This window comes from Mesocryomonas lacus (assembly GCF_055730105.2).
Genome location: NZ_JBUZWF020000002.1, coordinates 890095 through 916927, shown reverse-complemented (window position 1 = coordinate 916927; position 26833 = coordinate 890095). Strand labels below are relative to the sequence as shown.

The following is a 26833-nucleotide window of genomic DNA, read 5'->3' as shown; positions in this document are numbered from 1 at the left end:
TCGCCGAGACCCGAACAGCCGACCTGGACCGGTCCTGCGGGAGGGCCGCGGCATGACCGGCAAGCGAATCATCATCGTCGGCGGCGGCGCCAGCGGCGCGATCCTCGCCGCCCGGCTGCTCGGACGGGAGGGCAGCCGCGTCAAGGTCGCGATCATCGAGCAACGGCCGGAGATCGGCCGCGGCATCGCCTACTCCACGCAGCAGCGCGACCACATCCTCAACACCCGCGCCGGCTCGATGAGCGCCTTTGCCGAGGACAGCGAGCATTTTTGGCGCTGGCTGATCGAGACCGGCGCGCCGGACGACCTCCGCTGCTCCGATCCGTTCTGCTTCGTCTCGCGCAGCCTCTATGGCCGCTACCTCGGCGATCTCCTGAAACCATGGCTGGCGGAGACCGGCGACGGCCGCCTGGAGATCGTCTCCGGTGAATGTACGGGCATCCGCACCACGGCGGGCGGTGTTGTCGTCGACCTCGCCGACAACACCAGCCATATTGGCCATGCCGCCGTGCTGGCGACCGGCCATGCCGTGCCGGGGTTTGCCGCCGGGAGCCCTTATATCGGCGCGTGGTCGACGCCGGCCGAGGCCGGCATCGGGCCGGACGATCCCGTGCTGATCCTCGGCACCGGCCTGTCGATGGTCGATGCAGTGATCCAGCTTGCCAACGAGGGACACCGCGGCAAGATCACCGCGCTGTCGCGCCGGGGATTGCTGCCCCGCGTCCACAAGCGCAATACGCCGATCCGCATCGACGCCGCCGACGTGCCTTTCGGCACCGAGATTTCCTATCTGCTGCACTGGTTCCGGCAGACCGTTGTTTGGGCGAGCGAGCGCGGCGGCGACTGGCGGGACGTGGTCGACGGCATTCGCCCGCATACCGCCAAACTCTGGCAGTCGCTGACGCCAGAGGCGAAGAAGCGCTTCCTGCGCCATGTCCGGACGTTCTGGGAGGTGCACCGCCACCGCCTGCCACCCGAGAGCGAAGTGAAAATCCGCGCGGCCACAACGCGGGAGCGGCTCGACATCGTCACCGGCTACTTCCAGGGGGTCGACACGACGGAGCGGGGCGTCGAGGTACGGTTTCGCCGTCGAGGCTCGGCGGTTGCCGAGACCTTGGCGGTCGGAAAGGTCATCGACTGCACCGGCATCCTGCGTGACGTCACCCAGCACCGCGAAGGCCTCATCGCCAGCCTGATCGAGCGCGGTCTTGCCCGACCGGATGCGCTGAAAATCGGGATCCACGTCGATGAGCAGTGCGCGGTCATCAATCAGGCCGGTCAGGCCTCGCCGACACTCTTCGCCGTCGGCCCCGTGACCCGAGCACGGTTCTGGGAGGTCACCGCGATCCCCGACATCCGCCTGCAATGCGCAGCCTTGGCCGAGCGTCTCCACGCCGTGCTTCAGGACGCGCCGAGGACGGTCGCCCCGCTTTCCCTGCTCCGCTGAAAGGCGCAGGGAGATCGTCCGCGGAGCCGCAGAAGTTTACCTCATAAATCTATCAATATAGTATTTTGTTCTTTTCCAGCACCGACGGCGTCCCCTACCTTGCCTGCAGATCGAACGATGTTTCGGGACAAGGAGGACTGGCCGATGATCCATACGCTCATCATCCCCGGCTACCATGGGTCGCCGGCGGGACACTGGCAGCGCCACTGGGCCGCCGACAATCCGCTGGTCGAGATCGTCGAGCAGGAGGACTTCGATCATCCGGTCCTCACCGACTGGCTGCATGTCCTCGAGATGCATCTGTCTTCCGCCCCGGGGGCGGTGCTGGTCGCCCATAGCCTTGGTTGCGCCCTCGTCGCTCATCTCGCCGGCCGCCCCTCGGCCGCCCACATCGGCGGAGCACTCCTGGTCGCGCCGGCCGATGCCGACGGGTTCGCCGGAGAGGATCCGGGCTTTGCCGATTTCGCCCCACTGCCGACCGCCGCCTTGCCGTTTCCCTCGATCGTCGTGGCCAGCCGCAACGATCCGTTCATGACCTATTCGCGGGCAACAGCACTCGCCAAGCTCTGGGGCGCCGGCCTCGTCGACCTTGGGGAGGCCGGCCACATCAACGTCGCCAGCGGCTTCGGCCCCTGGCCCGACGGGGTGATCCTCGCAGAAGCCCTGCGCGGACGTCAGACGCAGGCGCAAACAGCGCCTGTGCCACGCCCGACTTTGCCGAAGGCAGCTTTCATCGCCCGCCGCGATGCCGCCACGCTCCGGCCGACGGGGTAAGCCGCGCCGGTACTGAGGCTCCGCTGATCATGCGGGCCGCATCCCTTTCCAGTTACGCATCCGGAGCCGCCATGTCCGCATCCGCCGTCCTTACCCGGCCTTCGCCGCCTCCCGCCCCGGAACATGCCGGGCTCAAATCCGCCATGCGCCACCTCGTCGGCGGCGTCTCTGTGGTGACCGCCGGGCGCGGCGACAACCGAACCGGGGCGACGGTGACATCCGCCCACTCCCTGTCGATGGAGCCTGAAACCATGCTGGTGTCGATCAACCTCGCCTCCTCGACCTGGCCGGCCATTCGCGACGGCGGCCATTTCTGCGTCAACATTCTGAAGGCTGGCCAGCAGGAGATCGCGGACCGCTTTGCCGGGCGGGGCGGCCTGAAGGGCGCCGACCGCTACCAGGGCGCCGACTGGACCGTGCTCGAGACCGGCGCCCTGGCGCTGGACGGCGCCCTCGCCTCGATCGACTGCGAGGTCGAGCACATTGTCGAGCGACACAGCCATGCGCTGGTCTTCGGCCGGGTGCGCGCCGTCGTCACCGGGCACGGCGCAGCGCTCGTCTACAGCCATGGCCGCTTCGGCGTTCACGTCGGCGCCGACTGATCCGCCCGGCTGGCGGGCTCCCGAACCGCCCGGCCCGCGGCGCGCCGTTCGCCATGTCCTCCCAATCGCGAGCGGCGCCTCTCCCCTTCACAGCAACGCCCCCTCACAGCAAAGGAAACCTGGATGTCCCTCAGATCTCTCCTCGTCGGCGCCGCCTCCCTGGCGCTCCTTGCCGCTTCGAGCCTCTCGGCGACCGCTGCCGACCTCAAGGAGTTCAATGTCGGCTTCCAGAAGAACGGCGTCCTCGTCGTGGCGCGCAACCAGCAGCTGATCGAGAAGGCGCTGGCCAACGAGGGCATCAAGGTGAACTGGATCGAGTTCCAGTCGGGCCCGCCGCTGCTCGAGGCCATGAACGTCGGCTCGATCGACTTCGGCACCACCGGCGACTCGCCGATCATTTTCGCCCAGGCGGCGGGCGCCGACGTCGTCTACGCCGCCGCGCTCCCGTCGACGGGCCGCAACTCGGCCATTCTCGTGCAGAAGGACAGTCCGATCCAGTCGGTGGCTGATTTGAAAGGCAAGAAGCTCGCCTTCACCAAGGGCTCAAGTGCCCACAACGTCGCCGTTGCGGCGCTGGAAAAGGCAGGCCTCGGCTATGCCGACATCGAGCCCGTCTATCTCAGCCCCGCCGATGCCGGCGCTGCGTTCTCGACCGGCTCGGTCGACGCCTGGAGCATCTGGGACCCCTTCTATGCCGGCGCCGAGCTAAACTCAGACGCCCGCGTGCTGGCGGCGGGACCGGAAATCCTCGGCAAGACGAACTCCTTCTTCCTCGCCAATGGAAGCTTTGCCAAGGCGCATCCCGACGTGTTGCGGCAGGCGATCGGCGCGCTCGGCGAGGCCGGCAAGTGGGCGAACACGCACAAGGACGGCGTGGCCGAGGCGTTGAGCGCGGCGACGGGCGTGCCGATCGAGATCCAGAAGCTGACCGCCGATCGCGGCGAGTTCACGGTGACACCGGTGACCGACGACATCGTCAAAACCCAGCAGGAGGTCGCCGACCGGTTCGCCAAGCTTGGCCTGATCCCCGCGCCGATCGCCGTGCGCGACATCGTGTGGACGGCGCCGCAGGGCTAAGCCCTGAAGCGCCCGGTTCGCCCCGTTTCCCAACCAGCCGCCCGCCCGCGCCAGCCGGCCGCGCGGGCGGCAGATGCAGGATCGACCATGACGAAGACGACCGACCGGGCGCTGCCCTTTCTCGTGCCGCTGGCCGTGCTCGCGGCGTGGCAGATCGCCAGCCAGACCGGCTACGTCCCGAAGAACGTCCTGCCGGCGCCGACGGCGGTGTTCGATGCCTTCATCCGCCTGGCCGAAAACGGGCAACTGGCCGAGCATATGAGGGTCAGCGTCGGACGCGCGCTCAGCGGGTTCCTCGTCGGCGGCGCCATCGGTTTCGCGCTCGGCCTTGCAAACGGGCTCTCGCGGATGTCGGAGACCGTCCTCGACACGTCGGTGCAGATGATCCGCAACATCCCGCACCTCGCGCTCATCCCGCTGGTCATCGTCTGGTTCGGGATCGGCGAGGAGGCGAAGCTTTTCCTCGTCGCGCTCGGCGTGTTCTTCCCGGTCTACGTCAACACCTTTCACGGCATCCGCTCGGTCGATCCGCAGCTGATCGAGATGGCCCGGGTCTATGGCGCTGGACCGGGCGAGCTTTTTGCGCGGGTCATCCTGCCCGGTGCCTTGCCGTCGATCCTCGTCGGGGTGCGGTTCGCGCTTGGGATCATGTGGCTGACGCTGATCGTCGCCGAGACGATCTCGGCCTCTTCCGGCCTCGGCTACATGGCGATGCAGGCACGCGAGTTCATGCAGCTCGACGTCGTGATCCTCGCCATCCTGATCTACGCCGCCCTCGGCAAGCTTGCCGACAGCGTGGTGCGCCTCGCCGAGCGGCGGGCGCTCTCCTGGAACCCGGCCTACCGCTAACCCCGCAACATCCCGGAGGACCCGACATGGACGCTGCCTTTTTCCCGCCGCTACTGCGCTTTGCCCGCGACGAGACCCTCGCCCGGCCGGTGACGGTGTCGCGCTCTATCGGTGCCGCCGTGAGCGTGCGCGGCCTCTCCAAGCGCTACGGCGACAAGACGGTGCTGGACGGCATCGATCTCGACATCCGGTCGGGCGAGTTCCTGGCGATCGTCGGACGCTCGGGCTGCGGCAAGTCTACGCTGCTGCGGCTGCTGATGGGGCTGGAGCAGCCGGACACCGGCCGGATCGAGATCGCCGGGAAACCTGCGGTCACAGCCGCGCGCGCAACGGGGCGTTTCCTGTTTCAGGAACCGCGCCTGCTGCCCTGGCAGCGGATCGTCGACAATGTCGCCCTCGGCACCGACAGCCAGCTGCCGCGCGCGGCCCGGCGCAAGCTTGCCGCTACCGCCCTGGAGGAGGTCGGGCTCGGCGACCGTGGCGGCGAATGGCCTTCCGTCCTGTCCGGCGGTCAGCGGCAGCGCGTGGCGCTGGCGCGCGCACTGGTCAGCCACCCCGCCTTCCTCGCGCTCGACGAGCCGCTCGGCGCCCTCGACGCGCTGACCCGGATCGACATGCAGCGCTTTCTCGAGCGCGTCTGGCGGGATCAAGGGTTCACCGCCGTGCTGGTGACGCACGATGTCTCGGAGGCGGTGACGCTCGCGGACCGCATCGTGCTGATCGAGGACGGCCAGATCGCCCTCGATGTGCGCGTCCCCCTCGCCCACCCGCGGCAGCGCGGCACGCCGGAGTTCGGAGCCCTGGAGGCAAGGGTGCTGGAGAAACTGCTCGAACGCGCCGCCTGAGGCAACGCGTTCGCTGATGTGCTGATCCGTCTTTGCGACGGCTACTGCGCCGCGATGGCGGATGCCGGCTGGATCTCATCGGTGATGACGTCGAAGCGAGAGAGGTTCGACGGGCCGAAGCTCGTCGACAACGCCACGTCGGTCGCGTCACGGCCGATCGCCATCAGGATGCGGCCGATGCGCGGCGTGTTGTGGCGGGCGTCGAACGTATACCAGTGCCCGCCGAGATAGACCTCGAACCAGGCACTGAAATCCATCGGCGACGGTACTGCGGGAACGCCGATGTCGCCGAGGTAACCGGTGCAGTAGCGCGCCGGAATGTTCATGCAGCGGCAAAGTGTTACGGCAAGGTGCGCAAAATCGCGGCAGACGCCGAAGCGGCCGGTGTGGCCGTCATGCGCGCTGCGGGTAGCATCGGCCTTCTGGTAGTCGAAGGTGATGTGGTTGTGGACGTAGTCGCAGATCGCCTGCACTCGGCCCCAGCCGAAAGGCGTATGTCCAAAATTCTGCCAGGCGAAGTTCGCCAGCTTGTCGGTGTCGCAGTAGCGGCTGCCGAGGAGGTAGACGAGGACATCGTCCGGCAAATCCTTGATGTCGTGCTGCACCGCATCCCACGCCTGCACGTCCGGAAGCCCGGTATCGTAGATCTCGAACTCGGTCGAGATGGTGGTGACGCCGGGCTGCATGACGATGCGGCTGCAGGCATTGCCGAAACCGTCGGTATAGTCCCAGGCCTCGATCGGCCGGTCGAAGCTGAGCACCTGTTCGGTCAGGAGGTCGACGCGGCGCGAGGGATGAATGTTCAGCACCAGCAGCATCGGGGTGGGCTGCCAAACCTCGTAGGCGACGTGGAACCCTGCGCGTATCTTCATGCCACTCCCCGCGTGCAAGCTTTCAGGACGAAGGTTAACCCGTCACCCGTCCCCAAATGCAAGTGCCATGCCATCGGTTTCACGGACTTGGGAATATTGCCCAGAGGTGGCGGTTACGGTGCCCGTCCCTGGTGGGAGCGACAGAAGATCAGCCGTTGGCGTCAGGCCAGAGGTTGGCGGCGAGCGCGAGCAGCGCGCGATCGGAGCCGCGCGGCCCGATGAGCGAAATGCCGAGCGGGCCGCCATCGAGCATGCCGGCAGGCGCGACGACTTGCGGCAGTCCGGCAAGGCCCGCGACCGACAGCAAGGTCATGGCGCCGATGCGGAAGCTCTCGTTCACCTCCGGCGAGGCGACAAGCGGCACTGGCGCATCGGCCACCGCCGGCGCGAGCAGCACCCCGTCCTGGCCGAGACAAGCGTCCATGGCGGCGCGAAAGCGGCTGCGGGCGCGGTCCGCGGCCGCTTCCTGGTCGGCATCGATCGTGCGGGCAAGTGCCAGGCGCTCGCTGACCGGACCGCCCATGTACCAGTTCCGCCCTTCCAGCCAGGGATCGATCTGCCGGACGATCTCCCGCGATTGCAAAATGCGAAAGGCATCGAACACCTGATGCGCCGGCATGTCGCCGAAGACGTCGACGGGCTCGGTGCGCACCTGTCCTGACGCCGAACCGAGAAGCGCCATGGCGTCGGGCCCCAGCCGGGCGAACATGTCGGTCGCCCGCAGCAGCCGCGGAACGGACGAGAGCGGCGCCGGGTCGTCGCCAAGGAGGACGTCGCCAACCCGCAGCAGCGTGGCCCCATCGCGGGCGAAAAAGCCGAGGGTATCGAAGCCCGGCGCCAGCGCCATGCAGCTCTCGAGCGAGATTCTCCCTTGCGTCGGGCGAAAACCCCAGAGGCCGCAGAAGCTCGCGGGCGCCCGCACCGAGCCGCCGGTGTCGGTGCCGATGGCGATGTCGACGAGCCCCGCGGCGACCGCCGCTGCCGAGCCCGAGGACGAGCCGCCGGGGATGCGGCCCGGCGCCTTAGTGTTCACCGGCGTGCCGAAATGCGGATTCGCGCCGAACAGCGAGTAGGCGATCTCGTCGGTCTGCGTCTTACCGACGAATAGCGCACCGGCGTCTAGCAGGCGCTGGATCGACGGCGCGGTCACCGCCTTGATGCCGCTGGACGCCAGGATCGAGGGATTGCCGCAACCGGTCGGGTAGCCCACGACGTCGAACAGGTCCTTCACCCCGAGGCGGAGACCTTTCAACGGACCGTCGGCAGCAGCAGCGACGGCCACCGGCGGATAGGGCAGGAAGGCGCGAACGGGATCGTGATCGAGCAGCATCGGGCAGTCCTTAGGGCGTTTCGGTGCGGCAGCAGCAACTGCTGCAGGCTTATAGCCGTCGCGGCGGCCGGCCGCCATCGACGGCGCCGTTCGATGAGGACTGGACCGGCCGCCCCCAGCGGTCATAATGCGGCGACGGCGTCCGCCAGCGGATGCAGGATGGATAAGGCAGCAATCATGAGCCACGCGACCACGAGCGAGAGCCGGCAACCCGAACCCGCCCGCTTCGACTGGACCGACCCTTTCCGCCTCGACGACCAGTTGAGCGACGACGAGCGGATGATCTTTGAGACCGCCTGCGCCTATGCCGAAGAAAAGCTGCGGCCGCGCGTCGTCGACGCCTATCGCGACGAGACCTTCGACCGCGCGATCTTCAACGAGATGGGCGAACTTGGCCTGCTCGGCGTGACGCTGCCGGAGGAGTACGGCTGCGCAGAGGCCTCCTATGTCTCCTACGGCCTCGTCGCCCGCGCGGTCGAGCGCGTGGATTCAGGCTACCGGTCGATGATGTCGGTGCAGTCCTCGCTGGTGATGTACCCGATCTACGCCTATGGCGACGCCACCCAGCGCCAGAAGTACCTGCCGAAGCTTGCCTCCGGCGAATGGATCGGCTGCTTCGGCCTGACCGAGCCCGAGGCGGGCTCCGACCCCGGCGGCATGACGACGCGGGCCGAGAAGGTGGCCGACGGCTACCGGCTCACCGGCGCCAAGATGTGGATCTCGAATTCCCCCGTCGCCGACGTCTTCGTCGTCTGGGCGAAGTTAGCAGCGCATGACGATCAGATCCGCGGCTTCATCCTCGAAAAGGGGATGGCCGGCCTCTCGGCGCCAAAGATCACCGGCAAGCTGTCGCTGCGCGCCTCGATCACCGGTGAAATCGTCATGGATGGCGTGATCGTGCCGGAGGAGAACCTCCTGCCGAACGTCTCCGGCCTCAAGGGGCCGTTCGGCTGCCTCAACCGCGCCCGCTACGGCATTTCCTGGGGCACGATGGGTGCGGCCGAGGATTGCTGGCAGCGCGCCCGCGACTACACGATGGAACGCCGCCAGTTCGGCCGGCCCCTCGCCGCCACCCAGCTGATCCAGAAGAAGCTCGCCGACATGCAGACCGAGATCGCGCTCGGACTGCAGGGTTCTCTGCGCGTCGGGCGGCTGTTCGACGAGGGCAAGATGGCGCCGGAGATGATCAGCCTCGTCAAGCGCAACAATTGCGGCAAGGCGCTCGACATCGCCCGGCAGGCGCGGGACATGCACGGCGGCAACGGCATCATGGGCGAGTATCACGTGATCCGCCATTCGCAGAACCTCGAGACGGTGAACACCTATGAGGGCACGCATGACGTCCATGCGCTGATCCTCGGTCGCGCGCAGACCGGGCTGCAGGCGTTTTTCTAGCGCTTGCCGACGCTGCGGCCGGTCCGGACGGTTCGAACCGCGGGGGTTGGATTGGCAGAGGACATCGGCATTCCCGCCGGTGGTCCGGCTCGGAAACCGGCGTCGGATCAACTGCGTGGAGCCGAATGCTGACCAGGCGATTCAGCCTCCCTAACGACCCGTCAAGCGATCAGTTCGGGGTGATTGCGGCAAAGGCATCTCGCCCTTGGGCGCCACGACGCTCATAATGCATGTATGTTCAAGCACCCGCGCAGAGACACCCCCGCCCCCGGCCAGGAAAGCGTCTGGGACTTCCCGCGGCCGGCCCGGATCGAGCCGGTCGGCTTCCACCTCCGCGTGGTCTTGGCGGGCCAGACGATCGCCGAGACCCGGCGGGGCATGCGAGCGATCGAGACCAGCCATCCTCCATCCTATTACTTTCCGCCCGAGGACGTGGACACCGCGCTGCTGGTGCCGGCGTCGACACGGACACTCTGCGAGTGGAAGGGCGGCGCATCCTACCACGACATCGTCGTCGGCGGGCGAACTGCAGAGGACGCGGCATGGTCCTATCCGCGCCCGACCTCGGACTTCCTCGCCGTCGCCGGCTGGTTCGCCTTCTACCCTAGCCGCGTCGATGCCTGCTTCGTCGACGGCGAGACCGTGACGCCGCAGGCGGGCGACTTCTACGGCGGCTGGATCACCCGCCATGTAGCCGGCCCGTTCAAGGGACCGCCGGGCACGCGGGGCTGGTAGACGTCAGCGGTGGATGTCGGCAGATGTTGCAAGCACAACGCCAGCCTGCGTCATCTCGGCCATCGCCCGCGCCAGCGATCCCTCGACATCGATGGCCCGGCAGGCATCCTGGATGAGCACGACCTCAAAACCTGCGGCACGGGCATCGAGCGCCGTCCAGGCGACGCAAAAGTCGGTCGCGAGGCCAGCGAGAAAGAGGCGGCCAATGCCGCGCTCGCGGAGATAGGCCCCGAGACCTGTTTGCGTTGCGCGGTCGGCTTCCATCAGGCCGGAATAGCTGTCGACATCGCCATGGAAACCCTTGCGAACGATCGCCTGGGCACCGCGGAGATCGAGCCGGGGGTGGAACTCAGCGCCGGCGCTGCCCTGGATGCAGTGGTCCGGCCAGAGCACCTGAACGCCATAGGGCAGCGTAATCGTGTCGAAGGGCCGGCGGCCATGCGTCGAGGCGAAGGAGATATGGCCGGGCGGATGCCAGTCCTGCGTCACCGCAATGTTGCCGAAGCGCGGCGCTAGGGCGTTGATGACCGCCACGACCGCATCGCCGTCGCTGACCGCCAGCGCACCGCCGGGGCAGAAATCGTTCTGCACGTCGATAACCACCAAGGCGTCGAGGGCGTTCTCAAGCTCGATCACATCGTCGCTCCTTCAGGGTGACGGACCCTCCCGCCGACCTTGGACCCACCATCACGCCAAAGGCCTACCGACGGGTCAGCGCCCCGTTCCATCGAGCGCCTGGCGGACAGCCTTATCCAATTCGCCGGAACCATAGGGCTTCTGCAGCACCACTGCATCGCCCGCGTTCTCAACCTTCGCGTCACCGGTGGCGAAGACGACGGCAATGCCCGGGCGGAGCTGCCGCGCGCGATCGGCCAGTTGCGGGCCGGACATGCCGGGAAGGTTCACATCGGTGACGAGAACGTCGATCGCCGTCGTCTGCAGCGCCGCGATCGCATCTTCCGCATTGTCGGCCTCGACGACGACATGGCCCGCATCATGCAGCATGTCGGCGGAGTTCATCCGGATCAGCGCATCGTCCTCGACGAGGAGGATCGTCCGCGGGGTGAACTGGCGTGGGGCTTCTTCGAGCGCTGGCGCTTGGCCGGCCTGCGGGTCGGCCTTCTGCTCGCGGAGCGACAGCACGTGCCGCACCTTCCGAGCCAACGCTTCCCGCGAGTAGGGTTTCGACAGGAGTTCCACGCCGGCGTCGAGCCGCCCGCCGTGCACGATCGAGTTCTCGGTGTATCCCGAGGTGAACAGCACGGCGATGTCCGGCAGGCGCTCCTTGGCCCGCCGGGCGAGTTCCGTCGACTTCAGCGCCCCCGGCATGACCACGTCGGTGAACAGGAGATCGATCGGAATGCCGCTCTCGACGACGCTGAGCCCGGACTGGGCGTCCACGGCCTTGAGGACGCGGTAGCCAAGATCGGTCAGCATCTCGACGACGGTCGCGCGCACCGCCTCGTCGTCCTCGACCACCAAGACCGTCTCGGCTCCGCCGATCACTCGGTCCGAAGACAGCTTCACCTCGATGTCCTCGGCCGCCTGCGCCCGCGGGAGATAGAGCCGGATGGTGGTGCCATGGCCCACTTCGGAATAAATCTTGATGTGGCCGCCGGACTGCTTGACGAAGCCGTAGACCATGGAGAGCCCAAGGCCTGAGCCCTTGCCCTCGGTCTTGGTCGAGAAGAACGGCTCGAACACCTTGTCGATGATCTCCGGCGCCATGCCGCAGCCGGTATCGGTGACCGCCATCATCACATACTGGCCGGCGACGACCTCGAGATGCGAGCGGGCATAGGCATCGTCCAGGCTGACATTGCCAAGCTCGATGGTCAGCTTGCCCTCTCCGTCCATGGCGTCGCGGGCATTGATCGCAAGGTTCAAAAGCGCGTTCTCGATCTGGTGCGGATCGATGAACGTGTTCCACAAGCCACCGCCAGCGACCGTCTCGATCTCGATGCTCTCGCCAATCGCCCGGCGCAGCATGTCGTCCATGTCCCGCACCAGGCGGGTAACGTTGACGACTTTCGGCTCCAGCGCCTGCCGCCGTCCGAAGGCGAGCAACTGGCCGGCAAGGCGGGCGCCACGCTCGACGCCGGCGAGTGCATTCTGCACCCGGCGCTCGGCCGGCTCGTTGCCGCGGATGTCCCTTTCCAGCAGCTGCAGATTGCCGGAGACGACCTGCAGCAGGTTGTTGAAGTCGTGCGCGACGCCGCCGGTCAGCTTGCCGATCGTCTCCATCCGCTGTGCTTGCGCCAGCGCTACCTCAGCCTGCCGCCGCTCCTCAATCACCGCGGCGACCCGGCTCTCGAGGTTCTCGTTCAGTTGGCGCAACTGCTCCTCGACAATCGCGCGCTGGCGGACGCTCTGCTGCAGTTCCTCGGCATGCCGGCGCAACTGCTCCTCATTGCGCTTGCGGGCGTCGACGTCGAACGCGAGGACATGAATGCCCTCGACGGAGCCGTCCGCCGCGATCCGTGGGATATAGCGGATCTCGGCCATCGACCGCGAACCGTCCGGGCGGGGAATCCAGCCGTCCGACACGATCATCTCTCCGGCCAAGGCGCGGGCCTGCAGCGGCTGGCGCTCGAAATAGGCCTCGTCGCCGAGAATGACCCGCGCATGGCGCCCAATGATGTCGGCCGGATCGAGCCCCAGCCACTCACGGTAGTGATTGTTGGCGAAGCGGTAGATCAGATTGCGGTCGACGAAGGCGACCAGAATGGGCAGGGAATCGGTGATGGTCCGCAGCTCGGCCTCGCGGCGGGCCAGTTCGCGCTGCGCGGACACGGCGACCGTCGTCTCGAGCACCGTGCAGAGGACGCCGCCGATCTCGCCGTCATCCTGCCGGATCGGGGTGTAGAACAGGTCGAAGGTCGCCTCTTCGCGGATGCCATTCCGGTTGAGGACGAGGGTCTGCTCGCGAAAGGCCTGCACCTCGCCGCGAAAGCCCGCCGCCAGCACCTGCTTGTTCCAGTCCCAGATCTCCGGCCAGATCGTATCCACCGCACCGCCGAAGGCGAGCGGGTGTTTCCCGCCGGCGATGATGCGGTAGCTGTCATTGTAGAGCATTGTGTGGTCCGGCCCCCACATCAGCACTTTCGGTATCGGGGAATTAACGACGACATCGGCAACGGAGCGCAATGCCGGCGACCAGTCATCGAGGCGGCCGAGCGAGGTGCTGGACCAATCGAAGGTTCTGACAAGCTCGCCAGCTTCGCCGCCATCGACAGGCCATTGCTGCTTCGCTGCCATCTGTTCCGCCACGTCTTCCGGTCGCTAGACCGACCCCAGGGATCGCCTCTTCCACGATGCAAAACTCGCATCGCGCAGCCTCACGCGTATGTTCAGTGCCAGAAACTAAGTCAACGAAAAGGATCAAACGAAACCGTACAATCCCGGGCCCGGAACGGACCGTCGCACGGGCCGACGATTTTACCACGACTTCCCTCGCCCCTGCCCTATCCTTGTTGTCCGAAACGGCGGCAATCAAGGAAAACTCATGCGCCTCACTCCCCGCGACCTGCTGCAGTGGACCGGTCGACACGTCGAGGCATGGACGCTTCTGCGCCTCGTGCTCGTCGCCCTCGGCGTCTGGGGATTTGCGGCGATCGCCGAAGAGGTGATGGAAGGCGGGACGCATGCCTTCGACACCTGGCTGCTTCTGGCGCTGCGCGACGCGGCCAACCCGCAGAACCCCTACGGGCCGGGCTGGCTGCAGGAGATGTTCCGCGACTTCACGGCCCTCGGCGGCGTCGGCATCCTGACGCTGATCACCATCGCCGTCTCCGGCTTCCTGTGGATGCAAGGCAATCGCCGCTCGATGCTGTTGGTCATTACCGCGATCTTCAGCGGCTTCATCATGTCCTCGCTGTTGAAGCGCGGCTTCGACCGGCCAAGGCCCGACCTCGTGCCGCACGGCTCGATCACTTACACGGCGAGCTTTCCGAGTGGCCATGCCATGTTGTCGGCCGTCGTCTACCTGACGCTCGCCGTCCTTGTCGCCCGCGTCCAGCCGCAACGTGGGATGAAGATCTACCTCCTCTCCGTAGCGGCTCTGCTGACATTGATGATCGGCGTCAGCCGGGTCTACCTCGGCGTCCACTGGCCGACGGACGTGCTGGCCGGCTGGGCCGCGGGCGCCAGCTGGGCCTTGCTTTGGTGGGTCATCGCGACCTGGCTGGAAACCCGCGGCGTCGTCGAAAGCGAAAAAACGGAAGACGACGCCCCGTCTTCCCGGACCTAAGCGCCCTTTTCTGTAAGTTCCTGCCCTCTACTCGCCGGGCTGCGCGACGCCGCGGTCGGCAGACGTCGGCGGATTGACCAAACGCGTCAAAACGCGCTTCAGCCGATCGCCGAACCCTTCCATCAGGCTGTGGAGGCTCGGGATGAAGACCAGCGAAAGCATGGTCGAGACGATAAGGCCGCCGATCACCGCGACGGCCATCGGCGAGCGGAACTCGCCGCCCTCGCCGATGCCCATGGCGGAGGGCACCATGCCGGCGATCATGGCGATGGTGGTCATCACGATCGGCCGGGCGCGCTTGTGGGCTGCATCGAGCGTCGCCTCGCGGCGCGGCACGCCGGCGCGCTCCTGCATCACCGCAAACTCGACCAGCATGATCGCGTTCTTGGTGACGATGCCCATCAGCATCAGGAAGCCGATGACCACCGGCAGGCTGATCGCATCATTGGCAAGGTAGAGCGCCACGATGGCGCCGCCGACCGATAGCGGCAGCGACAGGAGGATGGTCGTCGGCGTCAGGAAGCCGCCGAACAGCAGCACCAGCACTGCATAGACCATTAGCACGCCCGCGCCGAGCGCAAGGCCGAAGGACGAGAACACGTCCTGCATCACCTCCGCGTCGCCCGAACTCTGGATGTAGACACCGGGCGGCGGATTGGCGGCAAGCGGAAGGGCGTAGATGGCGGCGACCGACTCGCCGAGCGGCATCCCCGCCGGCAGGTCCGCCCCGATGGTGACGCGAGCGCTTCGGTCATAGCGCTCGAGCTTGGTCGGGCCGTCGGCGAGCGCGATCGTCGCGACGACGCCGAGCGGCACGCTGCCGCCGCCTGTGCGCGGAACCATCTGGTTGCTGAGGTTCGAGAGGTCGCGGCGGGCGTCGTCGTTCAGCCGGACCATGATCGGCACCTGCCGGTCACCGCGGTTGAACTTTGCCAGCCGCGCCTCGACGTCGCCGATGGTGGCGACGCGGATGGTTTCGGCGATGGCATTGGCGGTGACGCCGAGCTCGGCGGCGACGTCGCCTTTCGGCGTGATCTGGATTTCCGGGCGCATCAGCGAGGCGCCGGAGGTGACGTTCTTCACCGAGCCCAGAGCCGCGATGGCGTCGACGAGATCGCGGGCATAGGCGTCTACCTTGCCCTGATCCTCGCCGAGGATGGAAAGGACGATGGCGCGCTGGCCGCCGTCATTGGCGAAATAGGTGCGGATGTCCGGAATGCCGGCGATGGCATCCTCGATCTTCGCCTCGATCTGGTATTTGCCGAGGCTGCGCTCGGCCTTTGGTACGTAATAAAGGCTGATGACGGCCTGCGTCGGATCGGCGACGGAGCCGCCACCCGGACCGTTGCCGCCGGTGATGAGGACGTCGGCGACCTCGGGAATGGCCTGCAGCTTCTCGGCGATCGCCGACGTGACGCGCATGTTGTCCTCGACCTGCGATCCCGGCGGCAGCTCGACCGACAGCGACGAGCGGCCATTGTCCTCCTCGGGGATGAAACCGGTCGGCAGCAACGTCGCCGACCATATCGACACGGCGAAGAAGGCAAGACCCAGCCCGAGCGTGATCCACCGCCAGCGCAGCGTCCAACGCAGGATGCGGAGGTAGTTCCGCATGATGAAGCCGTCGGGCCGCTGGCCATGGCCGCGGTCCTTCAGGAAGTAGGCGGTCATCATCGGTGTCAGGAACCGCGCGACGGCGAGCGAGAACAGCACGGCGATGGCGACGGTCAGTCCGAACTGGCGGAAATACTGGCCGGCAATGCCGGACATGAACGACACCGGCGCGAAGACCGCGACGATAGTCGAGGAGATCGCCACCACCGTCAGCCCGATCTCGTCCGCCGCCTCCATCGAGGCTTTGTAGGGCGACTTGCCCATCGCCATGTGCCGCTCGATGTTCTCGATCTCGACGATGGCGTCGTCGACGAGGATGCCGGTGACCAGCGTCACCGCGAGCAGGCTGATGCCGTTCAGCGAGAAGTCGAGGACCCACATCATGAAGAAGGTCGGGATCACCGACAGCGGCAAGGCGACACCGGCGATCAGCGTCGCCCGCCAGTCGCGCAGGAACAGGAAGACCACCACAACGGCGAGCGCTGCGCCCTCGTAGAGCGTGTCCATGGTCTGCTCGTAATTGCCGCGGGTGTAGACCGAGACGTCGTCGATCTTGGCGAAGGTGACCTCGGGATAGAGCGCCTTCAGCTTCTCGACCGCCGCATAGGCGCTGTCGGCCGCCTCGGTGTCGGAACCACCGGTCGAGCGCAGGATCTGGAAGGCGACGATCGGCTCGCCATCGAAACTTGCATAGGACCGGATCTCGGCACCGCCGTCATTGATACGGCCGATCTGGTCGAGCCGAACCGACCGCCCTTCCGACAGCACGATGGGAAGCGCAGCGAGGTCGGCGACCGACAGCGACGAGCCGAGGGCGCGGATCGAGAACTCGCGGCTGCCGAGATCGCCGCGGCCGCTGCCGAGGTTGATGTTGGTGGCCGAGAGCTGCTGGCTGACCTCGGCCGCGGTGATGCCGAGGGAGGCAAGACGCGCCGGATCGAGGTCGACATTGATCTGCTCGTCGATGCCGCCGACGCGGCGCACGTCGCCGACCGAGTTCAGCCCCTGCAGCTCGCGCGCCACGTCGTCATCGACGAAGTGCGAGAGCTCGGCAATGGTCCGGTTGGGATCGGTGACGGAGTAGGTGACGATCGGCAGGCCGGTGACGTCGAGCCGCTGGACAATCGGCTCCTCGACCGAAGCCGGCAGGTCCGAGCGCACGCGGGTGACGGCATCCTTCACGTCGTTCAGCGCCCGCTGCGAATCCGACTCGAGGTCGAACTCGACCGTCGTCGACAGCGTCGAATCGGTGGCGACCGTGGTGATGTGCTTGACGCCCGAGACGCTGGTGATCGAGTTCTCGATCGGCTGGCCGACCTGGGTCATGATCTCCGACGGCGCCGAACCGGGCTGGGCGACACTGACGATGATGATCGGGATGTCGATGTTCGGGAAGTTGGTGATCGGCAGCCGGAGGAAGCCGACAATGCCGATGGCCAGAAGCGCCAGGAAGATGGCGATCGGCGGAACCGGATGGCGGATCGACCAGGCCGAGAAGTTCACTGGGCCACCGCCTTGCCGCTGCTGGCGACATCGCCCCGCGCCATCTCCTCGGGCTTCGGCTCCGGCGCCCCGGAGATGGGCGCCGTAACCGGCCTGATCTTCATCCCATTGCGAAAGAACGGCCCCGACTTCGCGACCACGGTCTCGCCCGCCGCAAGGCCCTTGGCGATCTCGACCAGATCGTTCTCGACGATCCCGGTCGACACCACCCGCACCTCGATGACACCGGCCGCATCGACGACCTGGACCGTGTCGCCGGCGCTGCTCGGCACCACCGCCGACAGCGGTACGGTGACGGCATCGCGCGCGGCCGTGGTGACAACTGCACTCGCAAAGATGCCGATCGGCAGCCCGCGATCATCGTCGACGCTGATCTTGACGCTGCCGAGCCGGGTTTTCGGATCGACGTTCGGCGAGAGGAGGCGGACGGTGCCGAGGCGGTTCTCGAAGCCGGACAGGCGCAACGTCGCCTTCTGGCCGGGCTTCACCTGGCCCAACGCTGTCTCGATGATCTGGCCGTCGAACTCGATCTCGCCATCCTGGATCAGCGTGAACATCGCCGCCGTCTCCATGCCGGCGTTCTGCCCGACATTGGCCGCGCGGGTGGCGATGACGCCGGCGACCGGCGCCACGACCTCGGTGCGCGCCAGCTGCAGCGCCAGCGCCTCGCGCCGCGCCCTGATCTGCTCCAGCTGGGCGGTGGCGGTGGTCAGCGCATCGCGCGCCGCCTGCAGCGAAGCGGTGGCCCCGGCAAACGTCGCCTCGGCGTCGTCAAGGGTCGAACGCGCGCCGGCGCCGTTGGCGAGCAGCTTGCGCGCGCGCTCGAGGATGCTGGTCGCCTGCACCAGCGTCGCCTGCTGGCCTGCGATCTGGCTGCCGTTCTGGGCGATGGTGGCGCGGGCGGCATCAATCTCGGCATCGGTCTGGCGAAGCTGCGACTCCAGCGGCGCGCGGTCGAGACGCACCAGCACCTCGCCCTTCGCGACGGTATCGCCGACGTCGGCCGTGACCTCGATGATTTGGTAGCCGGTGACCTGCGGCGTTACCGACACCGTCTCGCGGGCGACAAGCGATCCGTTGATCGGCACGGTCTGGGTGAGCCTTGCCATGGACGAGGTGACCACGGTGGCGGCGGGGAGACGGACCGTGCGTTGCGCAGGGGCTGGCGCCTCGTCGGCGAGGACTGACCGGACTGGAGCGAGTGCCAGCAGGAGGAAGAAAGCGGCACTCGGGTATCGCATCGTCATCGTCGTCCAGTTTCCCCCCGCCCGTCGACCGGTGTCGGTCTTGGCGCGCAACGCACTTCTACCACGCGATCGTGGCGAGAAAGCTTAGTCTCCACCGCGTCATTCGCGCGTGCCTGCCAAGGGGGCACGCTAACATCTGCAGGCCCCGCGTGAAACGCCCTGTACCTTCAGGTGACAAAGTACCGCTGCGTCTTCCCATCCCCCCAGTCCGGCAAAATACTCCCCTCGGGCAAGGAAAAGGCCCGGCACCTCGTCTCGAGGTCCGGGCCCTTTCGGTGATCGGCTAGCCCTAGGGCCGCCCGGTCAGTTTCGGCGGTTCAAGCCTTGTTGCGGTTGTAGACGTCGAAGCAGACGGCGGCGAGCAGGACGAGGCCCTTGATCACCTGCTGGTCGTCGATGCCGATGCCGAGGATCGACATGCCGTTGTTCATCACGCCGATGATGAAGGCGCCGACCACCGCGCCGATCACCTTGCCGACGCCGCCATAGGCGGAAGCGCCGCCGATGAAGCAGGCGGCGATGACGTCGAGCTCGAAGCCGACGCCGGCCTTCGGCGTCGCCGAGTTCAAGCGGGCGGCGAAGATCAGGCCCGCGAGCGCGGCGAGGACGCCCATGTTGACGAAGGTGAAGAAGGTCAGCCGGTCGGTCTTGATGCCCGAGAGCTTCGCCGCCTTCTCATTGCCGCCGACCGCATAGATGCGGCGGCCGACCGTGGTGCGGGTGGTGACGAAGCCATAGACCGCGATCAAGAGCGCCATGACGATCAGGACGTTCGGGAAGCCGCGGTAGGAGGCGAGCAGCCAAGTGATCAGCATGATCGCCGCGGTGATGAAGATGTTGCGGCCGAGGAAGAGCGCGAACGGCTCGTCCACCTGGCCAAGGCGCGTCTGCTTCTGCCGGCGGCGGGCGCTGAGGAAGAGCAGCAGCGCGGCGGCGGCAGCGCCGAGCAGCAGCGTCGTCATGTGGACGCCGGGCGTGCCGGCGAGAAGGTCCGGGATGAAGCCCTTGGAGAGCAGCTGGAAGGCCTCCGGGAACGGGCCGACCGAGGCCGAGCCCAGCACCTTCAGCGTCAGGCCGCGGAAGACCAGCATGCCGGCGAGCGTCACGATGAAGGACGGCACCTTGAAGTAGGCGACGAGATAGCCTTGCGCGCCGCCGATGAGGGCGCCGACGGCGAGGCAGATCAGCGAGGCCGAGAAGCCGTCCATTCCTTGCTTGACCATCAGGACGGCGCCGAGGCCGCCGATGAAGCCCGCGACCGAGCCGACGGAAAGGTCGATATGGCCGGTGATGATGATCAGCAGCATGCCGATCGCCATGATGATGACGTAGCTGTTCTGCAGCACCAGGTTGGTGAGGTTCAGCGGCTTCATCAGGACGCCGCCGGTCATCACCTGGAAGAACGCCATGATCACCACCAGGGCGAGCAGCATGCCGTATTCGCGGATGTGCGCCTTAAAGAAGCCGAGGTCGAAGCCCTTGCCGGCGGAGGTCGGCTCGTCGGCCGTCTTGATGCTCATTGCGTTTTATCCTGGACTGGTTGGCCGGAACGGATGATCGCCCGCATGATGCTTTCCTGGCTCGCCTCGGCGGCCGGCATTTCGGCGCAGATGCGGCCTTCGTTCATGACGTAGATGCGGTCGCAGATGCCGAGAAGCTCCGGCATTTCCGAGGAGATGACAAGGACGCCTTTGCCCTCGTCGGCCAGCTGGTTGATGATGGAATAGATCTCGAACTTGGCGCCGACGTCGATGCCGCGGGTCGGCTCGTCGAGGATCAGCAGCTCGGGACCCGAGAACAGCCACTTCGACAGGACAACCTTCTGCTGGTTGCCGCCGGAGAGGTTCAGCGTCTTCTGCAGGATTCCGGAGGAGCGGATGTTGAGCTTCTTGCGATAGCCCTCCGCCACTTCGCGCTCCTTGTGGTTGTCGATGACGCCGGCATTTGAGATGCCGGAGAGATTCGCCATCGAAATGTTCTGCTTGATGTCGTCCTCGAGCACCAGGCCGTACTGCTTGCGGTCCTCGGTGACGTAGGCGATGCCGGCATCGATCGCTTTGCCGATGGTCGAGACGTCAACGGTCTTGCCGTGCATCTTGACCTCGCCCGAGATGTTGCGGCCATAGGCCTTGCCGAAGACCGACATGGCGAGCTCGGTGCGCCCTGCCCCCATGAGCCCGGCAATGCCGACGACCTCGCCCTTGCGGACGTTGATGGAGATGCCCTTCAGCACTTGGCGCTGGGCGCTGAGGTGGTGGAAGGCGTTCCAGTTGCTGACCTCGAACAGCATCTCGCCGATCTTCGGCGTCCGCGGCGGGTAGCGGTCGTCGAGGTTGCGGCCGACCATGTCGCGGATGATGCGGTCTTCGGAGATCTGCTCTTTCTTGCAGTCGAGCGTCGACACGGTCGACCCGTCGCGCAGAACGGTGATCTGGTCGGCGACGCGGGAGATCTCGTTCAGCTTGTGCGAGATGATGATCGCTGACATGCCTTGCCCCTTGAACTCCAGCAGGAGGTCGAGGAGAGCCTGGCTGTCGCTCTCGTTGAGGCTGGCGGTCGGCTCGTCGAGGATCAGCAGTTTGACGTCCTTGGCGAGTGCCTTGGCGATCTCGACCAGCTGCTGCTTGCCGACGCCAAGATCCTTGATCAGCGTCGTCGGGTTTTCCTTCAGCCCGACCTTGGCGAGGAGCTCGCGGGTCCGCGCATGGGCGGCGTCCCAGTCGATGATGCCGTAGCGCGCCACCTCGTTGCCGAGGAACATGTTCTCGGTGATCGACAGCAGCGGCACGAGGGCCAGCTCCTGGTGAATGATGATGATGCCGAGCTTTTCGGAGTCCGCGATGTCGCGAAACTCGCGCTTCTCGTCCTCGTAGCGGATCTCGCCTTCGTAGGTGCCGCTGGGATAGACGCCCGAGAGCACCTTCATCAACGTCGACTTGCCCGCGCCGTTTTCGCCGCAGATGGCGTGGATCTCGCCGGCGCGCACCGAGAGATTGACGTTGTCGAGCGCGCGAACGCCCGGAAACGTCTTGGTGATACCGCGCATTTCCAGAATGGGAGTCATCGTGTCCTCCGCCACGTCCGGGACCGGGGCAAGTTGCGCCGGTGGGAAAGGCCGGGTTCAAGCTACAAGCAGAAAGGCCCGGGAAGCGTGAGCCACCCGAGCCTCGATCACAAGCGGTTCTTCTTACTTCAGCTGGTCGGCGGTGTAGTAACCGCTGCCGACGAGGGTTTCCTCGAGGTTGGTCTTGTCGACCGCGACCGGCTTCAGGAGGTAGGACGGAACCACCTTGACGCCGTTGTTGTAGGTCGTGGTGTCGTTGACCTTCACCTCGGTGCCGGCAGCCATCGCGTCGACCATGTCGACGGTGACCTTGGCGAGCTCGCGGGTGTCCTTGAAGATCGTCGAGGTCTGCTCGCCGGCCATGATCGACTTGGCGGACTGGACTTCGGCGTCCTGGCCGGAGACGACCGGCATCGGCATGTCGGCAGCGCCGTAGCCAACGCCCTTCAGCGACGAGATGATGCCGATCGAGATGCCGTCATACGGCGACAGGACGGCGTCGAGCTTCTTGTCGGCGTAGTTGGCGGACAGGATGTTGTCCATGCGCGCCTGTGCGGTCGCCGGATCCCAACGCAGCGTGCCGACCTTGTCCATGCCGGTCTGGCCGGACTGGACGACGAGCTTCTTGGAGTCGATGTAGGGCTGCAGCACGCTCATCGCGCCATCGTAGAAGAAGAACGCGTTGTTGTCGTCCGGCGAACCGCCGAAGAGCTCGATGTTGAACGGGCCCTTGCCATCCTTCAGGCCGAGCGCCTTCTCGATGGTCGAGGCCTGCAGGACGCCGACCTGGAAGTTGTCGAAGGTCGCGTAGTAGTCGACGTTCGGCGAGTTCTTGATCAGGCGGTCATAGGCGATGACCTTGATGCCGGCATCGGCGGCCTGCTGCAGCACGTCGGTGAGCGTGGTGCCGTCGATCGAGGCGATGACGAGGACCTTGGCCCCCTTGGTGACCATGTTCTCGATCTGCGACAGCTGGGTCGGGATGTCGTCTTCGGCGTACTGAAGATCGGCGGTATAGCCCTTGGCTTCCAGCGACTTCACCATGTTGTCGCCGTCGGCGATCCAGCGCGCGGACGACTTCGTCGGCATCGACACGCCGACCGTTCCCTTGTCCTGCGCGTAGGCGGCACCCGACAAAGCGGCCAGGCCGAACACGGCGCCAGCCAGAAGCAATTTCAAAGTTTTCACACGACTCTCCCTCATCAAACGGTTATTGACGCAATCGCCCCGCGCTCGAAATCTGGTTTCGACCGCCGGCTACCGCATCGCGAATTCAGCCGCTCCTCCTCGTCACCGCGGCCGTCTTCTCCCGGGCCGCTCACTGCCCCTGAGCGAGATGGGCAGTTCGTATGACGCTCAAAGCTTGATTTCCTTTGATCGGACTGTCAAGGGGATCGGCACCATTCATCATATCAATCCCCGACCTGGTAAACATCTGGACGCAGCGTTGCTTATTTAGACGCCAATGATAGGATGATTGCGGGACGGATGGGGTGGAATGAACGACATCTTGCAGCAGCGGGCGCGCCCGGAGGGGCGCATCAAGGGCGAGAAGGTCAATCGTACGATGACGCTCGCCGTCGATCTCGGCTGCAAGATCACCTCCGGCGCACTGGTCGCAGGAACCGTGCTGCCCACAGAAGCTGAAATCCAGCAGACCTACAGCGTCTCGCGCACCGTGGTACGCGAAGCCATCCGCCACATCGCCTCAAAGGGTCTCGTCACCGTCGGCCCGAAGGTCGGCACAAGGGTGCGTGATTCGAACGACTGGAACATGCTCGACGCCGAGGTAATGCGCTGGCACTTGATGGACGGCAACCGCCGTCCCTTCGTCGAGGCGCTCTACGAGATGCGCCTGATCAACGAGCCTGAAGCCGCGCGGCTTGCGGCCAGCCGCATCACCGAGGAGCAGTCGGCCCGGCTCGCTGAGGCGCTGCAGGCGATGGCCGACAACCCGCGCGGCTCGCCCGAGCTCATCGCCGCGGACCTCGCCTTCCACCGCATCATCCTCGAGGCCACCGGCAACCCGATCCTGCGATCGCTCGGGACGATGATCGAGCGGAGCCTGTCGATCTCCTTCTCGCTCTCCTGGCGGCAGAACCCGCAGGAGGAGACGGTGCGCCAGCATGCCCGCGTCTACGATGCGATCCGCCGGGGCGACGGCGAGGCTGCCGGCCTGTTTATGCGGCGGCTGATTGAAAGTGCCGCCCAGGACGTGGTCGCATCCCTCTACAGCCAGCCGGACGACGACTGTCCGGACCCGGACGCGGCCGATGCCGCGTCCCTCCCTTCCAAGAACCATCAGGTGCAGTAGGAAATGACCGCAGACACCATCCCGCTCGGACTAGCCGGCGTCGGCAAGATCGCCCGTGACCAGCACATCCCCTCGCTCGGCCGGACGCGAGGCATCGCGCTCGTCGCAGCTGCCAGCCGCAACGCCGCCGTCGATGGCGTCGCCAACTACGAGACGGTAGAGGCAATGCTCGCCGGCTCGCCCGAGATTAAAGCGGTCTCGCTGTGCACACCGCCGCACGTGCGGCAGGCCTATGCGTTGGCGGCCCTCGCCGCCGGCAAGCACGTGCTCCTCGAAAAGCCGCCGGGCGCGACGCTCGCCGAGATCGAGCCGCTGGTGGAACTCGCAAACGCCAAGGGCCTGACGCTCTTCGCCACCTGGCACTCGCGCTTTGCCCCGGCCGTTGAGCCGGCGCGCGCTTTCCTCGCCGAGGCGGCGATCCGCTCGGTCAAGGTCGAGTGGAAGGAGGACGTGCGCCACTGGCACCCCGGCCAGGACTGGATCTGGGAGCCCGGCGGCCTCGGCGTCTTCGATCCCGGCATCAACGCATTGTCGATCGTCACCCGCATCCTGCCCGAGCCGTTCTTCCTGACGGCCTCGACGCTGGAGTTTCCGGCCAACCGCGCGCAGCCGATCGCGGCCAACCTCGCCTTCTCCGACCGGCTGGGCACCCCGATCACCGCCGAGTTCGACTGGCGCCAGACCGGCCCGCAGACCTGGGACATCACCGTCGAGACCGACAAGGGCGTCCTGATGCTGTCGAAGGGCGGCAGCGAGATGCGGGTGGACGGCAAGGTTGTAACGATGCCGCCGGAAGCCGAATATGACGGCATCTACGCCCGCTTTGTCGAGCTCATCCGGGCGGGACGCTCCGACGTCGACGTCTCGCCGCTCCGCCATGTTGCCGATGCCTTCATGCTCGGCCGCCGCACCCTCGTCGACGCCTTCGACTAGCCACGATCATCATCGCCTCTTCCTTCAGCCCGGAAACATCCGCTGACGGACCACCTGAAGCCAAGCCCGATTTTCAGATCCAGCCAAGAAGTTGACCCGAAATGCTGAAGAACAACGAGACCCAGACCAAGCTTCGCTCACGCGCCTGGTTCGACAATCCGAGCAATCCGGACATGACCGCGCTCTATCTCGAGCGCTACCTCAACTTCGGCCTCAGCCTTGAGGAGCTTCAGTCGGGCATGCCGATCATCGGCATCGCGCAGACCGGCTCCGACCTCAGCCCCTGCAACCGGCACCATCTCGAGCTCGCCAAGCGCGTGCGCGACGGCATCCGCGAGGCCGGCGGTATTCCGCTGGAGTTTCCGGTGCATCCGATCCAGGAGACGGGCAAGCGTCCGACCGCCGGCCTCGACCGGAACCTTGCCTATCTCGCGCTCGTTGAGGTGCTCTACGGCTACCCGCTCGACGGCGTCGTCCTCACCATCGGCTGCGACAAGACCACGCCCGCCTGCCTGATGGCGGCGGCGACCGTCAACATTCCGGCGATCGCGCTCTCCGTCGGCCCAATGCTGAACGGCTGGTTCCGCGGCGAGCGCACCGGCTCGGGCACAATCGTCTGGAAGGCCCGCGAACTGATGGCCAAGGGCGAGATCGACTATCAAGGCTTCATCAAGCTCGTGGCGTCCTCGGCCCCGTCGACCGGCTATTGCAACACCATGGGCACGGCGACGACGATGAACTCGCTCGCCGAGGCGCTCGGCATGCAGCTGCCGGGCTCGGCGGCCATCCCCGCGCCCTACCGTGACCGCCAGGAGATGAGCTACCTCACCGGCAAGCGCATCGTCGACATGGTGCACGAGGACCTGAAGCCCTCCGACATCCTGACCCGCGAAGCCTTCGAGAACGCCATCCGCGTCAACTCGGCGATCGGCGGGTCGACCAACGCGCCGATCCACCTCAACGCGCTGGCCCGCCACGTCGGCGTCGAGCTGTCGATCGACGACTGGCAGACCTATGGCGAGGAGATCCCGCTGCTCGTGAACCTGCAGCCTGCCGGCGAATATCTCGGCGAGGACTACTACCACGCCGGCGGCGTGCCGGCCGTGGTCAACCAGCTGATGCTGCAGGGCCTGATCCACGAGGACGCGCCAACCGTCAACGGCAAGAGCATCGGCGACAACTGCCGCGGCGCGCGGATCGAGGACGCGAACGTCATCAAGACCTTCGACAACCCGATCAAGACCCATGCCGGCTTCCGCGTGCTGCGCGGCAACCTGTTCGATAGCGCCATCATGAAGCTGTCAGTGATTTCGCCGGAGTTCCGCGAGCGCTACCTCGCCAACGCCGCCGACCCCGACGCCTTCGAGGGCCGCGCGATCGTGTTCGACGGACCGGAGGACTACCACCACCGCATCGACGATCCCGAGCTGGCGATCGACGAGCACTGCGTCCTCTTCATGCGCGGCGCCGGCCCGATCGGTTATCCCGGCGCGGCCGAGGTCGTGAACATGCGGGCGCCCGACTACCTCATCAAGCGCGGCATCTCCTCGCTCGCCTGCATCGGCGACGGCCGCCAGTCCGGCACCTCGGGCTCGCCCTCGATCCTCAACGCCTCGCCGGAAGCGGCAGCCGGTGGCGGCCTTGCGCTGATCCGGACCGGCGACCGGGTGCGCATCGACATCGGCCGCGGCACCGCCGACATCCTGATCTCGGACGAGGAGCTGGCCGAACGCCGCACCACGCTCGCGGCGGAGGGCGGCTACCAGTACCCAGCCCACCAGACACCGTGGCAGGAGATCCAGCGCGCCATCGTCGGCCAGATGTCGACCGGCGCCGTGCTGGAGCCGGCGATCGCCTACCAGCGGATCGCCCAGCTGAAGGGCCTGCCGCGCGACAACCACTGAGCCGGGCACCGGCATCGACAAGGCAAGGGGCGCTTGAGGCGCCCCTTTTCACGCACAAACGCCTGAAACAACGAGACGC

At 66.4% G+C, this 26833-nt stretch carries 21 protein-coding genes; 12 read left to right on the top strand and 9 right to left on the bottom strand.

What is annotated here, in order from left to right:
• The first annotated feature begins 52 nt into the window (after window positions 1-52).
• The 6 genes from ACZLZQ_RS09360 to ACZLZQ_RS09335 all read left to right on the top strand — a co-directional run bounded on the left by ACZLZQ_RS09360 (window position 53) and on the right by ACZLZQ_RS09335 (window position 5594).
• Entirely contained in the window at window positions 53-1447 is a 1395-nt protein-coding gene (locus ACZLZQ_RS09360; RefSeq protein WP_472949103.1) for an FAD/NAD(P)-binding protein, read from the top strand.
• Between the two features lie 144 nt (window positions 1448-1591).
• Window positions 1592-2221, top strand: a complete 630-nt coding sequence (locus ACZLZQ_RS09355) for an RBBP9/YdeN family alpha/beta hydrolase (protein WP_472949102.1) — start codon at window positions 1592-1594, stop codon at window positions 2219-2221.
• Between the two features lie 71 nt (window positions 2222-2292).
• Entirely contained in the window at window positions 2293-2823 is a 531-nt protein-coding gene (locus ACZLZQ_RS09350) for a flavin reductase family protein (protein WP_472949101.1), read from the top strand.
• Between the two features lie 123 nt (window positions 2824-2946).
• Window positions 2947-3900 (top strand): sulfonate ABC transporter substrate-binding protein, encoded by a 954-nt coding sequence (locus tag ACZLZQ_RS09345; protein WP_472949100.1) that lies wholly within the window; start codon window positions 2947-2949, stop codon window positions 3898-3900.
• Window positions 3901-3987: 87 nt separating this feature from the next.
• A complete protein-coding gene (gene ssuC, locus ACZLZQ_RS09340; RefSeq protein ID WP_472949099.1) occupies window positions 3988-4749 on the top strand; it encodes an aliphatic sulfonate ABC transporter permease SsuC in 762 nt (253 codons plus the stop codon).
• A gap of 26 nt (window positions 4750-4775) precedes the next feature.
• A complete protein-coding gene (locus ACZLZQ_RS09335; protein WP_472949098.1) occupies window positions 4776-5594 on the top strand; it encodes an ABC transporter ATP-binding protein in 819 nt (272 codons plus the stop codon).
• Between the two features lie 41 nt (window positions 5595-5635).
• On the opposite strand, the gene ACZLZQ_RS09330 is transcribed toward ACZLZQ_RS09335, so the two are convergent.
• Window positions 5636-6466 carry a transglutaminase-like domain-containing protein gene (locus ACZLZQ_RS09330; RefSeq protein ID WP_472949097.1) on the bottom strand — a complete coding sequence of 277 codons (831 nt, stop codon included), beginning with the start codon at window positions 6464-6466 and terminating at the stop codon, window positions 5636-5638.
• 148 nt (window positions 6467-6614) lie between these two features.
• Window positions 6615-7796 carry an amidase gene (locus ACZLZQ_RS09325; protein ID WP_472949096.1) on the bottom strand — a complete coding sequence of 394 codons (1182 nt, stop codon included), beginning with the start codon at window positions 7794-7796 and terminating at the stop codon, window positions 6615-6617.
• Window positions 7797-7973: 177 nt separating this feature from the next.
• Between ACZLZQ_RS09325 and ACZLZQ_RS09320 the strand changes: the two genes are divergently transcribed.
• Both ACZLZQ_RS09320 and ACZLZQ_RS09315 read left to right on the top strand, forming a co-directional pair.
• Window positions 7974-9191 carry an acyl-CoA dehydrogenase gene (locus ACZLZQ_RS09320; protein WP_472949095.1) on the top strand — a complete coding sequence of 406 codons (1218 nt, stop codon included), beginning with the start codon at window positions 7974-7976 and terminating at the stop codon, window positions 9189-9191.
• 234 nt (window positions 9192-9425) lie between these two features.
• Window positions 9426-9926, top strand: a complete 501-nt coding sequence (locus tag ACZLZQ_RS09315) for a DUF427 domain-containing protein (RefSeq protein ID WP_472949093.1) — start codon at window positions 9426-9428, stop codon at window positions 9924-9926.
• Between the two features lie 3 nt (window positions 9927-9929).
• Here ACZLZQ_RS09315 and pncA read toward each other — a convergent pair whose 3' ends face one another.
• Both pncA and ACZLZQ_RS09305 read right to left on the bottom strand, forming a co-directional pair.
• The gene (gene pncA / locus ACZLZQ_RS09310) at window positions 9930-10562 is read right to left on the bottom strand and encodes a bifunctional nicotinamidase/pyrazinamidase (RefSeq protein ID WP_472949092.1); all 633 of its coding nucleotides are present in this window, start codon (window positions 10560-10562) and stop codon (window positions 9930-9932) included.
• A gap of 75 nt (window positions 10563-10637) precedes the next feature.
• Window positions 10638-13184 carry a hybrid sensor histidine kinase/response regulator gene (locus ACZLZQ_RS09305; protein WP_472949091.1) on the bottom strand — a complete coding sequence of 849 codons (2547 nt, stop codon included), beginning with the start codon at window positions 13182-13184 and terminating at the stop codon, window positions 10638-10640.
• A 247-nt stretch (window positions 13185-13431) separates the two neighbouring features.
• Between ACZLZQ_RS09305 and ACZLZQ_RS09300 the strand changes: the two genes are divergently transcribed.
• Complete coding sequence (locus ACZLZQ_RS09300) at window positions 13432-14175, top strand: phosphatase PAP2 family protein (protein WP_472949090.1); 744 nt, start codon at window positions 13432-13434, stop codon at window positions 14173-14175.
• Window positions 14176-14202: 27 nt separating this feature from the next.
• Here ACZLZQ_RS09300 and ACZLZQ_RS09295 read toward each other — a convergent pair whose 3' ends face one another.
• The 5 genes from ACZLZQ_RS09295 to chvE all read right to left on the bottom strand — a co-directional run bounded on the left by ACZLZQ_RS09295 (window position 14203) and on the right by chvE (window position 22806).
• Window positions 14203-17292: an efflux RND transporter permease subunit gene (locus ACZLZQ_RS09295; RefSeq protein WP_472949089.1), complete on the bottom strand. Its 3090-nt coding sequence runs from the start codon at window positions 17290-17292 to the stop codon at window positions 14203-14205.
• Entirely contained in the window at window positions 17289-18539 is a 1251-nt protein-coding gene (locus ACZLZQ_RS09290; RefSeq protein ID WP_472949088.1) for an efflux RND transporter periplasmic adaptor subunit, read from the bottom strand. The genes ACZLZQ_RS09295 and ACZLZQ_RS09290 overlap by 4 nt, the downstream gene beginning before the upstream one ends.
• Window positions 18540-18856: 317 nt before the next feature.
• The gene (gene mmsB / locus ACZLZQ_RS09285; RefSeq protein WP_472949087.1) at window positions 18857-20059 is read right to left on the bottom strand and encodes a multiple monosaccharide ABC transporter permease; all 1203 of its coding nucleotides are present in this window, start codon (window positions 20057-20059) and stop codon (window positions 18857-18859) included.
• The gene (gene mmsA / locus ACZLZQ_RS09280; RefSeq protein WP_472949086.1) at window positions 20056-21603 is read right to left on the bottom strand and encodes a multiple monosaccharide ABC transporter ATP-binding protein; all 1548 of its coding nucleotides are present in this window, start codon (window positions 21601-21603) and stop codon (window positions 20056-20058) included. The genes mmsB and mmsA overlap by 4 nt, the downstream gene beginning before the upstream one ends.
• 123 nt (window positions 21604-21726) lie before the next feature.
• A complete protein-coding gene (gene chvE / locus ACZLZQ_RS09275; protein ID WP_472931682.1) occupies window positions 21727-22806 on the bottom strand; it encodes a multiple monosaccharide ABC transporter substrate-binding protein in 1080 nt (359 codons plus the stop codon).
• 295 nt (window positions 22807-23101) lie between these two features.
• Here chvE and ACZLZQ_RS09270 point away from each other — a divergent pair, with 295 nt between their 5' ends.
• The 3 genes from ACZLZQ_RS09270 (at window position 23102) to ACZLZQ_RS09260 (ending at window position 26754) form a co-directional block, all read left to right on the top strand.
• Window positions 23102-23917, top strand: a complete 816-nt coding sequence (locus ACZLZQ_RS09270) for a FadR/GntR family transcriptional regulator (RefSeq protein WP_472949085.1) — start codon at window positions 23102-23104, stop codon at window positions 23915-23917.
• A 3-nt stretch (window positions 23918-23920) separates the two neighbouring features.
• Window positions 23921-24850: a Gfo/Idh/MocA family protein gene (locus ACZLZQ_RS09265; RefSeq protein WP_472949084.1), complete on the top strand. Its 930-nt coding sequence runs from the start codon at window positions 23921-23923 to the stop codon at window positions 24848-24850.
• A gap of 101 nt (window positions 24851-24951) precedes the next feature.
• Window positions 24952-26754, top strand: a complete 1803-nt coding sequence (locus ACZLZQ_RS09260) for an IlvD/Edd family dehydratase (RefSeq protein ID WP_472949083.1) — start codon at window positions 24952-24954, stop codon at window positions 26752-26754.
• Window positions 26755-26833 lie beyond the last annotated feature (79 nt).

Bases quoted from the DNA above. Each gene is read 5' to 3' on its own strand.
- ACZLZQ_RS09360 (WP_472949103.1), top strand. From the start codon at position 53: ATGACCGGCAAGCGAATCATCATCGTCGGCGGCGGCGCCAGCGGCGCG.
- ACZLZQ_RS09355 (WP_472949102.1), top strand. From the start codon at position 1,592: ATGATCCATACGCTCATCATCCCCGGCTACCATGGGTCGCCGGCGGGA.
- ACZLZQ_RS09350 (WP_472949101.1), top strand. From the start codon at position 2,293: ATGTCCGCATCCGCCGTCCTTACCCGGCCTTCGCCGCCTCCCGCCCCG.
- ACZLZQ_RS09345 (WP_472949100.1), top strand. From the start codon at position 2,947: ATGTCCCTCAGATCTCTCCTCGTCGGCGCCGCCTCCCTGGCGCTCCTT.
- ssuC (WP_472949099.1), top strand. From the start codon at position 3,988: ATGACGAAGACGACCGACCGGGCGCTGCCCTTTCTCGTGCCGCTGGCC.
- ACZLZQ_RS09335 (WP_472949098.1), top strand. From the start codon at position 4,776: ATGGACGCTGCCTTTTTCCCGCCGCTACTGCGCTTTGCCCGCGACGAG.
- ACZLZQ_RS09330 (WP_472949097.1), bottom strand. From the start codon at position 6,466: ATGAAGATACGCGCAGGGTTCCACGTCGCCTACGAGGTTTGGCAGCCC.
- ACZLZQ_RS09325 (WP_472949096.1), bottom strand. From the start codon at position 7,796: ATGCTGCTCGATCACGATCCCGTTCGCGCCTTCCTGCCCTATCCGCCG.
- ACZLZQ_RS09320 (WP_472949095.1), top strand. From the start codon at position 7,974: ATGAGCCACGCGACCACGAGCGAGAGCCGGCAACCCGAACCCGCCCGC.
- ACZLZQ_RS09315 (WP_472949093.1), top strand. From the start codon at position 9,426: ATGTTCAAGCACCCGCGCAGAGACACCCCCGCCCCCGGCCAGGAAAGC.
- ACZLZQ_RS09305 (WP_472949091.1), bottom strand. From the start codon at position 13,184: ATGGCAGCGAAGCAGCAATGGCCTGTCGATGGCGGCGAAGCTGGCGAG.
- ACZLZQ_RS09300 (WP_472949090.1), top strand. From the start codon at position 13,432: ATGCGCCTCACTCCCCGCGACCTGCTGCAGTGGACCGGTCGACACGTC.
- ACZLZQ_RS09290 (WP_472949088.1), bottom strand. From the start codon at position 18,539: ATGACGATGCGATACCCGAGTGCCGCTTTCTTCCTCCTGCTGGCACTC.
- mmsB (WP_472949087.1), bottom strand. From the start codon at position 20,059: ATGAGCATCAAGACGGCCGACGAGCCGACCTCCGCCGGCAAGGGCTTC.
- mmsA (WP_472949086.1), bottom strand. From the start codon at position 21,603: ATGACTCCCATTCTGGAAATGCGCGGTATCACCAAGACGTTTCCGGGC.
- chvE (WP_472931682.1), bottom strand. From the start codon at position 22,806: ATGAGGGAGAGTCGTGTGAAAACTTTGAAATTGCTTCTGGCTGGCGCC.
- ACZLZQ_RS09270 (WP_472949085.1), top strand. From the start codon at position 23,102: ATGAACGACATCTTGCAGCAGCGGGCGCGCCCGGAGGGGCGCATCAAG.
- ACZLZQ_RS09265 (WP_472949084.1), top strand. From the start codon at position 23,921: ATGACCGCAGACACCATCCCGCTCGGACTAGCCGGCGTCGGCAAGATC.
- ACZLZQ_RS09260 (WP_472949083.1), top strand. From the start codon at position 24,952: ATGCTGAAGAACAACGAGACCCAGACCAAGCTTCGCTCACGCGCCTGG.